Here is a 13,951-nt window from a genome sequence, read left to right on the forward strand (position 1 = left end):
CGGGCGCCACGAACCACCCTTTTTTGTCGACCCACCCAACAGAAAGTACCCACTCATGACGTCACCCATCTTCACCATCCCGACCACGACCGGCCGCACCCGCATCAGCCCCCGCACCCGTGCCGGCGTCGCCGCGAGCATCCGGCGTTCCACCGGTCACACGCAGACCGGTGTGACCGGTGCTGCTGAGACCATCGGCAGCTACATCACCGGCACGAGAGCTATCGCGGCAGACGCCGCTGTGGTGGGTGGCTACGTAGCCTCGACCAGCTACACGAACGTCTCCGACCGCATCCGCGGCAGCTACACCAGCATCGGCCAGGCCGTCTCACGCACCACCAGCGAAGGCACCTACGTCACGCACGCGGCAGCGATTCTCTAGGCTGCTGGCAGCGCCCCCAGCGAAATGGCCGTCCACGACACGGCGGGCAGCGTGATCGTCAACACCCCATCGGTGATGCTGGCCGATTCGTTCGGGCTCGGCGTCACGCGGGTCTGGTCGACGAGGGTGTTCGTGGCGTAGATGTCGTCGTCAGCCAGCGTGTGCGTCTCGAGAAGAGAGACCGTGCCGAGGTGGCTGACATCGATCGTGATCTCTGAAGCGGTTCTCTGGCTGCGGTTGACCAGGAAGATGGCCGTGCGACCGGTTTCGTCGTCGTGGGTGGCCACCGCATCGATGATCGGAACCTCGCCGTAGGTCGTCGTCTCGTACGTGTCTGAGCTGAGTTTCAGCTCGAGCGCGTCTCCGACGGCGAGCCGTGACGTGAGGGCGAACGGGTAGAAGGTCGTTTGGCGCCAGACATCGCCGCCCGGTTCGGTCATGATCGGCGCGATCACGTTGACGAGCTGGGCGAGAGAGGCCGAGGTGACCCTCTCGGCATGCTTCAGCAGCGAGATCATCAGGTTGCCGAACACGACGGCATCGAGCACCGAGTAGTTGTCTTCGAGCAACCGGGGTGCGGTGGGCCAGCTGTCGATCTCGGTGATCTTGTCTTCACTGTGATACCGGCGGATGTACCAGACGTTCCACTCGTCGAACGAAATGTTAATCTTCTTGGTTTGGCCGAGCTGTGCCCGCACCGCATCGGCCGTGGCGACCACCGACTCGATGAAGTGATCCATGTCGACAGCCGAGGCCAGAAAGCTCGCGGTGTCGCCGTCGATCTCCTCGTAGTAGGCGTGGCAGGAGATGTAGTCGACGTCTTCGTAGGTGTGCTCGAGCACCGTGTGCTCCCACGCGCCGAAGGTCGGCATGTGCGCGCTCGAACTGCCGCACACCACCAGTTCGACGCTGGGGTCGAGCTGGCGCATGGCCTTCGCGGTCTGCGAGGCGAGCTTGCCGTAGTCTTCTGCGCTGGTGTGCCCGAGCTGCCACGGGCCGTCCATCTCGTTTCCGAGGCACCACATGCTGATGGCGTGGGGTTTCGGATGCCCGTTCTGCACCCGCGCGTCTGAAAGTGCGGTGCCCGAGGCGATGTTCGCGTACTCGAGTACATCGAGTGCCTCGAGAACACCCCGCGTGCCGAGGTTCACGGCGTACATCATCTCGCTGCCGGTTTTTTCGAGCCAGAGCGCGAACTCATCGATGCCCACCTCGTTGGTCTCGGTTGAGTGCCAGGCCAGGTCGAGCCGGGTGGGGCGCTCGCTGCGGGGCCCCACGCTGTCTTCCCAGCGAAAACCGGAGACGAAGTTGCCGCCGGGATACCGGATGGTCGACACACCGAGTTCGCGAACGAGTTCGATGACGTCTTCACGAAAACCGTTACTGTCGGCGGTCGGGTGGCCGGGTTCGTAGATGCCGTCGTAGACGCATCGACCGAGGTGCTCGATGAACGATCCGAAGATGCGGCGATTGATTCGGCCGACCGTGAAGTGCGGGTCGAGGGTGAGGTGGGCGCGGGGCATGAGACTCTTTCGTCGAAAAGGGGGTGTCGAAATGGCGGGAAGGGCTATTTGAGGCTGCCGATGGCGAGCCCGCCCTGCCAGTACTTCTGAAGCGTGAGAAACGCGATGACCAGGGGAATGATCGACACGAGCGAGCCGATGATGATGAGGCCCCAGAGCGAGACCCCGCCGCTGTTGTTGGCCGAGGCCTGGCCTTCCCAGAGCCCCAGCCCCACCGTGATGGGAAACAGTTTGCTGTTCGAGAGCATCGCGAGAGGCAAGAAGTAGTTGTTCCATGTGGCGACAACCGAGAGCAGCAGAACCGTCACGAACGCCGGCCGAAGCAGAGGGAACGCGACTTGGAAGAACGTTCTGATCTCACCGGCGCCGTCAACACGAGCAGCGTCGAGCAGTTCATCCGGAACCGCATTGCTCGTGTACACGCTCATCAGGTACACACCGAAGGGGTTCAGCAGCGAGGGCAGAATGACGGCCCAGATCGTGTCAGTCATGTGCACGTTCGAGAGCAGGATGAACGTGGGAATCACGAGGGCAGTCAGGGGCACCATCACCGAGCCGAGCAGCAGCGAGAACATGAGGCGGCGGCCCTTGAAGTTGTACTTCGCGAACCCGTAGCCAGCGAGTACGGCGAGCACGGTTGCACCGAAACCGCCGGTCAGCGCGTACAACAACGAGTTGCCGAGCCAGTGGATGTAGATGCCGTCGTTGTAGGTGAACAGCTGCATCAGGTTGGGAATGAAGGCAAACGTCTTGTCGAACCACAGTGCGCCAGAGGTGCCGTTGAACAGCCCGCCGACGTCTTTGGTGCTCGCGACGACCAGCCACCAGATGGGGATGAGGAAGTAGAGAATCAGCGCCGTCAGAAAGAGGTAGGCCAGGCTGTTGCGAGTGCTGAACCGCGAGGCTGGTCGCCGGGTTCGTGACGATGAAGCGCGTGCGGAGATTCGCGAGGGGGTGCGTGCAGTGGTCATTTGAGGATGCTTCCGCGTTTGCGTGTGGCGAAGAGAAAGATGTAGACGGCGATGAAGACGATGATGCCGAGTGAGAACGAGATGGCCGAGGCGTAGTTGAAGTTCGCGTAAGCGAACGCCTGGTTGTACGCGTACATGTTCGGCGTGAAGTCGGGCGTGATCGCACCGTTCGACACGACCTGCAGCACTTGCGGTTCTGTGAAGAACTGCAGCGTGCCTATCAGTGCGAACACCAGAATCAGCAGCAGTGCTGAGCTGACCATCGGTACCTTGATACGAAAGGCGATCTGGATCGGGGTAGCCCCGTCGATTTTCGCCGCTTCGTAGATGGTGGGGTCGATGCCCTGCAGCGCCGCGAAGATGATGATCATGTAGTAGCCGGCCCACTGCCACGTGACGACGTTCATGAGGCCGCCGAACACGTTGTCGGGGCTGAGCGGCGAGATGGCCGATGTTCCGAACACCGATGCGATGTTCTGCAGCGGGCCGAACGTGGGGCTGTACAGAAAGCTCCACATCAGGGCGCCGATCACGGCGGGAATGGCGTAGGGCAGAAAGATCATCAGTCGGGCGAACTTGGCGTAACGGCTCGTGAGCGCATCGAGCAGCAGGGCTGCCGCCAGCGAGACGAACATCTGCACGGGGATGAGCACAACCGCGAACCGGATGACGAACCACGCGCCTTTGAGGAACGACGGGTCGGTGAACGCCTTGACGTACTGGGCGAGCCCGGTGAAGGTCGTGCCGGTGGCGAGGCCCTTCGTGAACAGGCTCAGATAGAAGGCGTAGGCCAGGGGCGCCACCAAGAAGATGGCGAAGATGACCATGAACGGAAGCACGAACATCCAGCCGGCGAAAGAATGCTTGCGTTTCGCGGCGCCTCGCTTGAAGCTGCGGGCGCGAAGGGGTCGAACCGCGGGTTCGCGGGGTACTGCGGGGGCGGGCAATGCCAACCCGACTGAATCTGCCATGGGGTGTGATGCTTTCGTCGAGAGTGCTCGGCTTCACGGTGCACGGAGCGCGTTGGTTGCGCGTACCGCGTGCCGCCGTGAAGCCGAGCGGGTGAGGGTGCTGCTACTGGGTGACCGTGAAGCCCTGGCCCTGCGCGTACGTCACGATGTCTTTCTGCAACTGCGTGGCGGCGTCAGAGCCGGAGATCTGCCCTTGGTTGATCTTCGCGATGGCCGCGGTCAGCTGGGCGTAGTAGTAGACGGTGATGGGGGAGTAGACCGCACCCTTGTACGCCGTCTCGGCGGGAATGTAGACGTCTTTGTTGGCCGTCTGGCCGCTGAAGAACGCCGACTTGTTGTCAATGAACTCCTGCGAGCTGAGTACCGACGTGTTCAGCGGGAAGATGACCTGGTTCTTCCAGCCGTCGGCCAGCGAATCCGCATCGGCGTAGAGGCCTTTGGCAACGGTGGTTGCGAGCTGCTTGTTCGCTGACTGCGACGTGACGGCGAACGACGAACCGCCCCAGTTCACCGAGACGGGGTTGCTCGCATTCCACTGCGGCAGCGGAGCGACGGCCCAGACGCCGGAGGAGGCGCCTGTTCCGACGCCAGCGCCGCTGAGGTAACCGGGTGCCCATGCGGCAGAGACGTAGGTTGCGTAGTCACCGTTCACAACACCCGAGATGTAGTCGGTGGTGAACTGGTCTTTCACGCCGACGACGTTGGTCTTCACGAGCCCGGCCCAATAGTCGAGAACGTCTTTCGAGGCCTGGTCGTCGAGCTTGATGGTGAGCTTCTTGGGGTCGCTCTTGTCGATCTGGAACGGCTGCGCGCCCTTCTGGATCTGCAGCGCCATGATCATCGAAGGAACGTTGCTTGCCAGGTCGCCGAAGACGGGGCCGCCCGCAGCTTTGACCTTTGCAGCGTCTGCCGCGTACTCCACCCAGGTGGTGGGCGGGGTGGTGATGCCGTATTTGGTGAAGACGTCGGTTCGGTAGATGAGAGCCATCGGGCCGCCGTCGACCGGAATGCCGTACACGGCATCGCCCTGGGTCACGTCAGCCCAGGCGCCGGCGCTGAAATTCTTCTTCACATCGTTCGCACCGTACTGGCTGATGTCGGCGAGGCCACCCTGAATCGAGTAGCTGCTGAGGTGGTCGGATTCGAGCATGACCACGTCGGGAAGTCCCTTGCCCGCCGAGATGGCCGTCTGAACCTTGGTGTATTCGGCGTCGCCCTGGCCGACGTTGTTCCAGCAGACCTGAACGTCGGTGTGCAGCTTGTTGAAGTTGTCGACGACGGTAGCCATGTTGGGGTACCACGCCCACACCGCGATGCGCGGAGCGCTTTCGTTGACGATCTTGTTCGTGCAGTTGGTCGTGTCAGCGGCAGAGGTGCTGCTGGCAGTTCCGCCGTCGCTGGCGCACGCCGCGAGCGACGCGACGAGGGCGACGGCCGAAAGACCGGAGAGGAGAACTTTTTTCTTCAATTTGGGTGATGCCTTCCTAAGACTGACTTCGTTGTCTGTACGACCCGCGGGCTCGACGAATCGAGCGGAGCGGTCGTGCACTGATTGCTGGGAGGAAAACGGACGGGCCTCGTGAAACAGCAGTACTTCTGTACTTTACGACGTTGTATATAACGTTGTAGAAGCATCATGATGAGTCAGACGGTCGGCTGTCAAGTGCTGTGCCGAGATTGTTAGCGTGAAGATTCCCGCACAATGAGCTCGAACTGAGAAAGGTGGTCTCTCGGAGCCAGTGGAACTTCAGAGGCAATGCGTTCTGTGAGGTACCGGATGGCCACGGTTGCGATTTCGTCACGCCCGGGGTTGATCGACGAAAGGGTCGGCAGTGAGTACTGAGCCTCATCGATGTCGTCGTACCCCACGACCGCCACATCGTCAGGGACCCGGATTCCGAACTCCTGCATCACCCTCATCGCGCCCAGCGCAATGGCATCGTTGAACGCCACCATGGCGTCGAACTTGATGCCCGACGCGAGTATTCGGCGCATGGCGTCGGCACCGGTGAACCGGTACCAGCCCACGATGTCGACGACGAGTGCAGGGTCGAACGGGAGCTGCGCCTCGTCTAGCGCCTGCATGTAGCCGGTGAGGCGAAGGCCCGCCGAGCCGTCGGTCTGCCCGGCTCTCGCGCCCAACGCGAGAATGCGTGTTCGACCCAGGCTGATGAGGTGCTCGGTCGCTGCCCTCGCGCCCTCGACGTTCTGCATCGTGACGTGATCGGTCGGGCCGTGCAGAATGTGTTCGCCGAGCAGCACAATCGGGGTCGAAACGCTGGTCAGTAGGTGTGCCTCGTCTTCGCGGAGGCCTGCGGCGCTGTAGAGAATACCGTCGGCGAGCTGCGCCCGATCGCTGTGCAGTAGCGCGAGTTCGCGGTCTTTCTCGCCGCCCGACTGCTCGATGATGACACTGAGGCCCTGCGCATCGGCGGCCCGCATGACCGAATCGGCGAGCTCGGCGAAGTATGCGTTCCGAAGGTCGGGAATGATCAACGACAGCAGACCGCTGCGGCCCGAACGCAGATTTCGCGCCGTCAGGTTCGGGCGGTAACCGAGCTCGGCGATCGCGTCGATCACCTTCTGCTTGGTGGCCGGCCGCATGTACGGGTAGTCGTTGATGGCGTTCGAAACGGTCTTGATCGAGACGCCGGCCAGCCGCGCAACATCGTGAATCGTCGGCACAGCGCTCCACTCTCTCAGACCCGGGAAACGCTCAACTCTACAACGTGGGAGATCCCGCGGATAGGCGGGTTCGTACACTGGAAGAATGTCTCCTGCTGAGAAGACCCGTTGCGGCAAGCGGGTCGCTCGTGCGGGCGAGGCGCGACAGCGGGGGTGGGTGTGGTGAGTGACGGGGAGTGGATACGCGGTCGCCTGCGCGGCTGGGGGCGCGTCGGCAGCGTCATTCCGCACGGTCTCGACGCCTATGCGCGGGTGTTTCACCCCGCGCGAATCTTCCGCGTCGGCTTCGGCTTCAACGACGATGCGGCGCCGCGTCGTACGGTCATCGAGCACGCGGTTCCGGGTCGTGACGTCGGTGAATCACTGTGCGCATGGGCCGAGGCTGCCCGGCACCTCGGGCGTGTGATGCACCCGCTCGCCCAGTGGAGCTCAATCTCGGGTGCGGCCATCGGCGCATCCGTCGACCTCGAGAACGGTTGGCGGCTGGACGCACCCCGCGACGGTCGGCCAGAACCCGAGCTCCTCGCTCGCCTCGTACAGGCGGTTCTGGCGACCGACCCGCCCAGCCGCACCGTGTCTGTCGGCGTGTGGAATGGCTGGGGCACCCACCCAGACGACGCGTGGGCTCTGCGGAATGGGGAGCGTCTTCGGCTGCCCGGCCGAGAATACGTGGTCTTTGCCGCTCGGCTCGGTGACCTGGCGGATGCGGCCTGGGCCGACGGTGCGGGCATCGGTCGCAAGTGGGGCATGGGGCCCATGCCGCAGCTCGTCTGGCCGTCAGGCCGAGAGTGGTGCATCGCCTCTGAGATCGACTGGAACTCCACCATCGTGGGCGGCAGCCGCGGCCTGATCGAGCGGATTCTCAGCGCACCGGAGGTGGAGGCGCTCGAGGTGGCCATCGATGACGACCTCTCGTCGGAGGGCGACACGCTCAATCGGTGAGCTCTGGCCTCAATCGCGGCGCGGTACCTCTCGCCTGCACAGGAGTTGCCCACACACGGTTGCTATCCTGAATGTCAGATGGCCGTTGCGGTCACCTCTGGACGAGTAGCAACGTACCCAGCCTGACGACGTTGCCACCGGAGGTTGTCATGGGTATTGCCGTTCAAATCGTGGGGTCACTGCTGGTTCTGGCCGGCTTCGCGCTGGCCCAGTGGGGCGTTCTGAATCTGAAGTCGAAGCGCTACCTTGTCTTGAACACAGTGGGTTCGGCCGTGCTGGCGATCGACGCTTTCATCGGGCAGCAGTGGGGTTTTCTGCTGCTTGAAGGGGTCTGGGCCATCGTCTCGGCGATCAGCCTGGTCGCAGTGCTTGCTGGTCGTTCAGAGCGCACCTCGCGGGTCTAATTTCCTGAGAGTTTGCACATACTTGCCGCCTGACGGCCTTGCATATTTAGTGACGATTCATCACTAATGAGGTCGATTCTGCGGCGTGATTCCGCGGATGTGGGCATCCGGCCCCCGCGGCGAGCAGCGGCCGTGGCGCGGATGCCCGCCAGCCGCCGAGCCGAATCGACGCTTGTTCTTTCGTGGCGCACCCCAGTAGGTTGTGGTCGTCCAGGGGGACTTCGTTCTGATTCTGCAGATCTCTGCGTGCTGCCATGCGTGGGGTCGGTTGGGGTGTTCCCATGGTGTTCCCGCGTCGTCTGCTGCTGGCCTGCGTGTCGATGGTGGTCACGGCCGGCGTGGTTGTCGGCATGTCGTCTCCTGCGTTGGCCGACGCCACTCCGGCCCCGTCACCGGCGGTGAGCGCCGCGGCGACTGCTGTGGTCGAGGCGCCTGTGGAGCAGTCGCAGACGCCTGATCCGCAGGTTGCCGCGTCGGCCACCGACGACGCTGTGCCTCCGGCCATCGATGAGGGCGGCACGGCGGCCCTGCCCGCGCCGGCGACGACACCGGATTCACCTGCGACAGCCGCACCCGACCAGTCCGCGGTGAAAGACTTCGACCCCACCGGCAAACAGGTCATCGCAGCAACAGAGTTCAGCGACACGTACGCCGGCCCGAACGGCACCACGATCTCGTCGGTTTCGGCATCGCCGATCAACATGCAGAGCACTGCGGCACCGGATGCGACGGGCGGCTGGGTTCCGATCCAGACCGATCTGCAGACCACCGGCCCGTGGTCGTGGCTCGGCCAGGGCGGCGCAAAAGTCGATCAGCACCCGCTGCATCCACAGTTCTCCCAGTACGCAGACGATCAGAACGTGGTGCAGCTCGCGAAAGACGCCAACACGATCGGGTTCACGCTGCAGGGCGCGAACCATTCCGTTCTCGAACGCGACCTCGCCGCGTGGTCGAGCACGAGGAACCATCTTGAGTACAAGAACGTGTTCGACAACACCGACCTCGTGTACGACGTCACAACCGCGGGCGTCAACGAGCTCTTCCGGTTGAACAGCAGGCCCGATTCCTCACCGGTCTGGACCTGGCGGGTCGACGCGCCGGGGCTGACCGCAGTGCAAGACCCTGATGGCGGCATCACGTTCAGTAGTGCATCCGGAGCCACCGCGTTCTCGATTCCCGCGCCCACGATGTGGGATTCGGCCGGCACCGACCAGAGGGCGAATGCCGCCGCTGCCGTGCGGCTGAACCTGTTGAAGCAGGGCGACAGCTACCTCATCTCGGTCGCTCCCGATGCGGCGTGGCTCGCTGACCCCGCACGGGTCTACCCGGTGTCGGTCGACCCCTCGGTCGGTTCGGCCGACAACGACCGGGAGCTGGCATACCGCACCACCGATGGGGTGAGCACGAACCTGACAAACACGAACAACCATGTGTGGATCGGCAATTCGAACGGCAATGGCGTCTGGCGCTCGGTGGTGCACTACAACTACGAGCAGTTCTTCGGCAAACAGATCGTTGGTGCAGAGATCGCTGTCACCGCTGTGTCGCTCGGCTACAGTGTCGACCCGCACTCCGGTGGGGTCAGCGCGGCCACGTGTGACGGGCCCAACTGCGGGGGAGCGGCGCTCGGTACGTTCACCGTCGACAATTCGTCGGGCGGTAACACCGACCCATCCGGTACCGGCATCGCCTACCGACTCTCGGACTGGGTTCGAACGAACACCAGCGGAAACGGCTTCTCGTTCGGCGGCGATGAGACCCCCGGCCAGTACACTCTCAAGGTTTTCGACACCCGCCTGTATGTGGCATACAAAGACTTTCCGGCGCCCGGAACCCTGCCCTCCCCGGCGAACGGTGCCACGAATCAGTCGCTCACCCCGGCCCTCGGGGTCGGCGGCAGCTACGACCCGAATGGAGCAGGGCTTGGCCGGTGGACCAGGCTGAGTGCGAACCCGAACCCCGAAGTGAACCCCCTCATCGACACCGGCTGGGTTCGCGACGGAGCCATTCCCGTTTCGAAGGGGCTGCTGCAACCGGGCACGACCTACTACTGGCGTTCGTGGGTCGAAGACGCGTCGGCGACGTACTACCCGACGTACCCGGTGTGGCCCGCGACCCCGGTGTACAGCTTCACCACCGACAGCCCGCCGCGGCCCGACAAAGCCACGGCTCTGCCGGTCGATCATGCCGTGGTGACGACGACCCAGCCGGTTTTCTCGATCGGCGTGCCGGCCGTGCCAGACGGTCTGGCGTTCCAGTACAGGTTCACGATCACGACCGGCACCGATGCGACCAGCGGGCAGGTCATCGCGTCGCCCTGGCAGTCTGGCACGACGTGGAGCCCGCCAGATGCGACGGCACTGCAAGACGGCGGAACGTATTCGTGGAGCGTGCTGATCAAGAACAGCGTCGGCACGTACGGGCCGGTATTCGTGAACTCGTTCAGTATCAACAAGCGCCTCGGCACGGGTGGGCCGTCGCCGTCGGATGCGGCCGGCCCGGTGTCGGTGAACCTCGCGAACGGCAACGTGAACATGTCGTTCAGCTCGCCGACGGTCAGTACCGTGGGCGGCGCGATGGGAATGGGGTTCACCTACAACTCAGAGGCCCCCTCGAACGCCGGGCTGAACGCGGAGTACTTCAATGGCATGACCGCCAGCCCGACGAACCCCACCGCAGACTTCGCTGGGGCGACGAAAGTGTTGTCGAGGGTCGACCCGCAGATCAACTTCAACTGGGGTGACGGCACCGGCGGTACTCCCGGGTCTCCAGCCCCCGGCCTGGTCGACACAGACCACTTCCTCGCCCGCTGGACTGGGTTCATCCAGAGCCCTGACGTGGCGGCGACCCCGTATCAGTTCGGGTATGCCCGCGACGACGGTGCCCAGGTATTCGTCGGCGGCGCGACGGTCATCGACCAATGGAACGCCGCCGCAGAGGTCAGCTGGGGCAGTGCGACTGCGCTGTCGAGCACTCCTTCGGCGATCACGGTGAACTACTTCGAGAACACGGGCGGTGCCGCGATGGTGCTGCTCGTCAGAAAGCAGGGCGACACGGGGCCTGGCATGGTGGTTCCGACGTCGTGGTTCACGCGCACGGTCGCGACGTTGCCGACAGGGTGGTCGGCCTCGACCGCGATTGCCGGGCCGGCCGGGTTCTATTCGAAGGCCCAGGTGAACGACACGTCGGTGGTTCTCACCGACGCATCCGGTGCCGTGCACACGTACGTCAGCAAGCCCGGCGGCAGCTACACGCCCCCAGCAGGTGAGGCGGGCATTCTCACCGTCGACGGCTCGAAGCAGGTGAGCCTCACCGATGAGGCCGGCACCGTGTACCTGTTCAATTCTGCCGGGGTCGTGTCGCAGGTCTCATCGCCGCAGGAGGCGCTGAAACCTGCCGCTCCGGTAGTGCAGTTTCGGGCGGGCACGGGCACGGGCGCGGGTGCGGGTGCGATCGACACGATCAGCGACCGGTTGTCGGCGGCGACGACCGGATCCACCACGACGTACAGCCGTCAGGTGAAGTTCGTGTACACCGACGAGACGCCCGCCCAGGCAGGGCTCTCTGGCACAGATCTGGTGGGCGGCAAGGTCTGCAAGACTGACCCGCTGAGCTTTACGGGAACCGCGGCGTTGACGGTGGGGCCGCTGCTCTGCCGCATCGTCTACCCCGGGCATGTGCAGGGCGTGCAGGATTACACCGAGATCGAGTACAACGCATACGGTCAACTGGTTCGCATCACGAACCCCGGCAACGCGCAGTCGACGTTCGCGTACGATGCGCAGGGCCGGGTCACCGTGATCAGGAACGTGCTGCAGAACGACTGGCTCACCGCGCTTCCCGCGGCCACCCCGGCGCGCTCAGCGACAGCAACAAACGCGACGACCATCAGCTACGACACTCGAGGCCGGGCGACGAAGGTCGCACTGCCCGCCCCCGACGGCGTTACCGCGTCAGCTCAGCCCACGAAGCTCTACACCTACGGCGACACTCTCAGCCCCGCAGTCGTCAACACCACGTATGTGGACAGCGTTGACAGCGCTGGCACACCGCTGCCGAACACGCGTGTCGGTCCCGGGCACGCCGAAACCGTCACCTACGACAGCGCCCTTCGCACCCTGACGAGCACGTCGGCGATGGGCCTCACCGCCAGCACCGTGTGGAACGACAAAGACCAGACCCTGTCGGCGGTCAACGCGCAAGGGTTGGAAGCCACCACGCTCTACGACACCCGAAACCGGGCCACTGACAGCTACGGGCCTGCCGCGCCCGGCTGTTTCAACCCTGACAGAACAGCGACGCCCGCGTGCGCGTCAACGACTGCGCACACGCACACCGGGTACGACGAGAATCTGCAGGCCCTGAACAGCACCTACTACGACAACCCGTCGTGGACCGGTGTGCCGAAGGCGTATTCGTTGGGTATCCCCGGCACGGCGACCGCGGGCGACGTGAACATGGACTGGAACACCAGCTCGCCGATGCCCGGGATTCCGGCCGCGTCGTGGTCTGCGCGGATGACGGGCACGATCACGTTCCCCGACGCCGGCACGTACACGCTGCAGACGGACGCCGATGATGGCACCGTACTGTGGGTCGACAACACCCTGCTGTTCAACGACAACATCAGCTCCGGGGTTCACTGGTCGCCCCTTGGAATGGTCACGATCAAGGACCCCGGCACGGTTCTCCCGGTACGGCTCGACTACGCAAACCAGGCGGGCCCGGGCGCGTATCTCGCGCTGACGTGGATCATGCCGGGCAAAGCTTCGTTCGACGTCATCCCACACCGCTACCTCAGCCCCGACTACGGGCTCGCGACCTCCAGCAAAACCGACGACGCAGTGCCCGCCGGAACAACCGGAGTCAGCACAACCGCCGTGACATCGCTCACGACCTCGACGACGTACGGTTCGAGCCCGTGGCTCGGGATGGCCGCGACCAACACCATCGACCCCGGGGCCGGGAAACTGAACCTGACCACCACGACCACGTACGAGACGACTGCTGCGGGGTACCAGCGCCGGATCGGGAAAACCCTTCCCGCAGCGACCGCGACGGGTGCGGCTTTTGCCGGGTCGACGTACAGCTACTACTCGAACACCTCCGGCTACGAGACCTCGTACAAACCGGCCCTCACAACACCCGTCTGCGGAGTGCCGCTCGGCACACCGCAGTACGGGATGCTGCAGACATCCAGCACGCCCTCGCCGACGACCGCGGGCGGCGGCACCATTGCCGCCTCCGTCGTGTATGACAGTTACGGGCGCATCGCCGGGAGTCGGGCATCCGCCGACAGCGACTGGCAGTGCATCACCTACGACAGCCGCAACCGGGCCACCAAAACGGTGTATCCCGCGTACGGTGGTCAGCCCGCGCGAACGGTGACCGTCTCGTTCACAGACACCGGTGCGGCGACCGGCAACCCGCTCAAAGGTTCTGCCACCGACGACTCCATCGCCTCCACCACAACCGGAGGCAAAATCAGCACCACCACCGACCTACTCGGCCGAACCGTGACCTACACCGATGTGTGGAACACCGTGACGACGCCGACCTACAACGCAATCGGCCAGGTCATCTCGACTTCGACCCTGGCGAACGGATCGACAAGCCCGTCGGTGCAGGCGGCGACCTATGACCCTGACGGAAAAGTCACCCAGATCACCGCTAACGGCGCCGTCATCGCGGTTCCCGCTTATGGCGACAAAACCGCAGGAATCAACGCCGGGCAGCTCATCGGCGTCAGCTACCCGGCAGGGGCGGGTGCGGCCGGAAACGGATCGGCGCTGGCACTCACCCGCAACAGCGTCGGCGCGAGCAGCAGCATGGCATGGACCTTCGTCGCCGGGCAGCCCGGTCTCACCGACACGGTCGCCCGGTCGGAGTCGGGCCGGATCCTCACCGACACCACTCTCGACGGCACGGCGGCCGCGCAGACCTCGACCTACGGGTACGACGCCGCGGGCCGGCTGACCACCGCGCAGACGGCCGGGCACAGTCTCGTTTACGGGTTCGCGGCATCCGGTGGCTGCGGGGTGAATGCGGCCGCGGGAATGGACGGCAACCGCAC

The 13,951-nt window shown here is 64.3% G+C and carries 9 protein-coding genes; 4 read left to right on the forward strand and 5 right to left on the reverse strand.

Annotated elements, in window-relative coordinates; translation table 11 throughout:
* Positions 1 to 55 precede the first annotated feature (55 nt).
* Positions 56 to 382: a hypothetical protein gene (locus tag D4765_RS16565; RefSeq protein ID WP_136643427.1), complete on the forward strand. Its 327-nt coding sequence runs from the start codon at positions 56 to 58 to the stop codon at positions 380 to 382.
* Here the strand turns inward: D4765_RS16565 and arfA are convergent.
* The 5 genes from arfA to D4765_RS16590 all read right to left on the reverse strand — a co-directional run bounded on the left by arfA (position 379) and on the right by D4765_RS16590 (position 6,532).
* On the reverse strand, positions 379 to 1,905 hold the full coding sequence (gene arfA, locus D4765_RS16570; protein ID WP_136643428.1) for an arabinosylfuranosidase ArfA: 1,527 nt from the start codon (positions 1,903 to 1,905) through the stop codon (positions 379 to 381). The two genes, D4765_RS16565 and arfA, sit on opposite strands and share 4 nt — an antisense overlap.
* Positions 1,906 to 1,949: 44 nt before the next feature.
* A complete protein-coding gene (locus tag D4765_RS16575) occupies positions 1,950 to 2,876 on the reverse strand; it encodes a carbohydrate ABC transporter permease (RefSeq protein WP_136643429.1) in 927 nt (308 codons plus the stop codon).
* Positions 2,873 to 3,847, reverse strand: a complete 975-nt coding sequence (locus D4765_RS16580; RefSeq protein WP_136643430.1) for a carbohydrate ABC transporter permease — start codon at positions 3,845 to 3,847, stop codon at positions 2,873 to 2,875. The genes D4765_RS16575 and D4765_RS16580 overlap by 4 nt, the downstream gene beginning before the upstream one ends.
* A gap of 103 nt (positions 3,848 to 3,950) precedes the next feature.
* Positions 3,951 to 5,315 carry an extracellular solute-binding protein gene (locus D4765_RS16585; protein WP_162849209.1) on the reverse strand — a complete coding sequence of 455 codons (1,365 nt, stop codon included), beginning with the start codon at positions 5,313 to 5,315 and terminating at the stop codon, positions 3,951 to 3,953.
* Between the two features lie 212 nt (positions 5,316 to 5,527).
* The gene (locus tag D4765_RS16590; RefSeq protein ID WP_237280512.1) at positions 5,528 to 6,532 is read right to left on the reverse strand and encodes a LacI family DNA-binding transcriptional regulator; all 1,005 of its coding nucleotides are present in this window, start codon (positions 6,530 to 6,532) and stop codon (positions 5,528 to 5,530) included.
* 162 nt (positions 6,533 to 6,694) lie between these two features.
* Here D4765_RS16590 and D4765_RS16595 point away from each other — a divergent pair, with 162 nt between their 5' ends.
* From D4765_RS16595 to D4765_RS16605, 3 genes are all read left to right on the forward strand, one after another.
* Complete coding sequence (locus D4765_RS16595) at positions 6,695 to 7,474, forward strand: hypothetical protein (protein ID WP_136643431.1); 780 nt, start codon at positions 6,695 to 6,697, stop codon at positions 7,472 to 7,474.
* Between the two features lie 149 nt (positions 7,475 to 7,623).
* Positions 7,624 to 7,878: a CBU_0592 family membrane protein gene (locus D4765_RS16600; protein WP_136643432.1), complete on the forward strand. Its 255-nt coding sequence runs from the start codon at positions 7,624 to 7,626 to the stop codon at positions 7,876 to 7,878.
* Between the two features lie 281 nt (positions 7,879 to 8,159).
* A partial coding sequence (locus tag D4765_RS16605; protein WP_161580475.1) for a PA14 domain-containing protein occupies positions 8,160 to 13,951 on the forward strand: 5,792 nt, incomplete at its 3' end.

It is taken from the genome of Subtercola vilae (assembly GCF_004923255.1).
GTDB lineage: Bacteria > Actinomycetota > Actinomycetes > Actinomycetales > Microbacteriaceae > Subtercola > Subtercola vilae.

Bases quoted from the DNA above. Each gene is read 5' to 3' on its own strand.
- D4765_RS16565 (WP_136643427.1), top strand. From the start codon at position 56: ATGACGTCACCCATCTTCACCATCCCGACCACGACCGGCCGCACCCGC.
- arfA (WP_136643428.1), bottom strand. From the start codon at position 1,905: ATGCCCCGCGCCCACCTCACCCTCGACCCGCACTTCACGGTCGGCCGA.
- D4765_RS16575 (WP_136643429.1), bottom strand. From the start codon at position 2,876: ATGACCACTGCACGCACCCCCTCGCGAATCTCCGCACGCGCTTCATCG.
- D4765_RS16580 (WP_136643430.1), bottom strand. From the start codon at position 3,847: ATGGCAGATTCAGTCGGGTTGGCATTGCCCGCCCCCGCAGTACCCCGC.
- D4765_RS16600 (WP_136643432.1), top strand. From the start codon at position 7,624: ATGGGTATTGCCGTTCAAATCGTGGGGTCACTGCTGGTTCTGGCCGGC.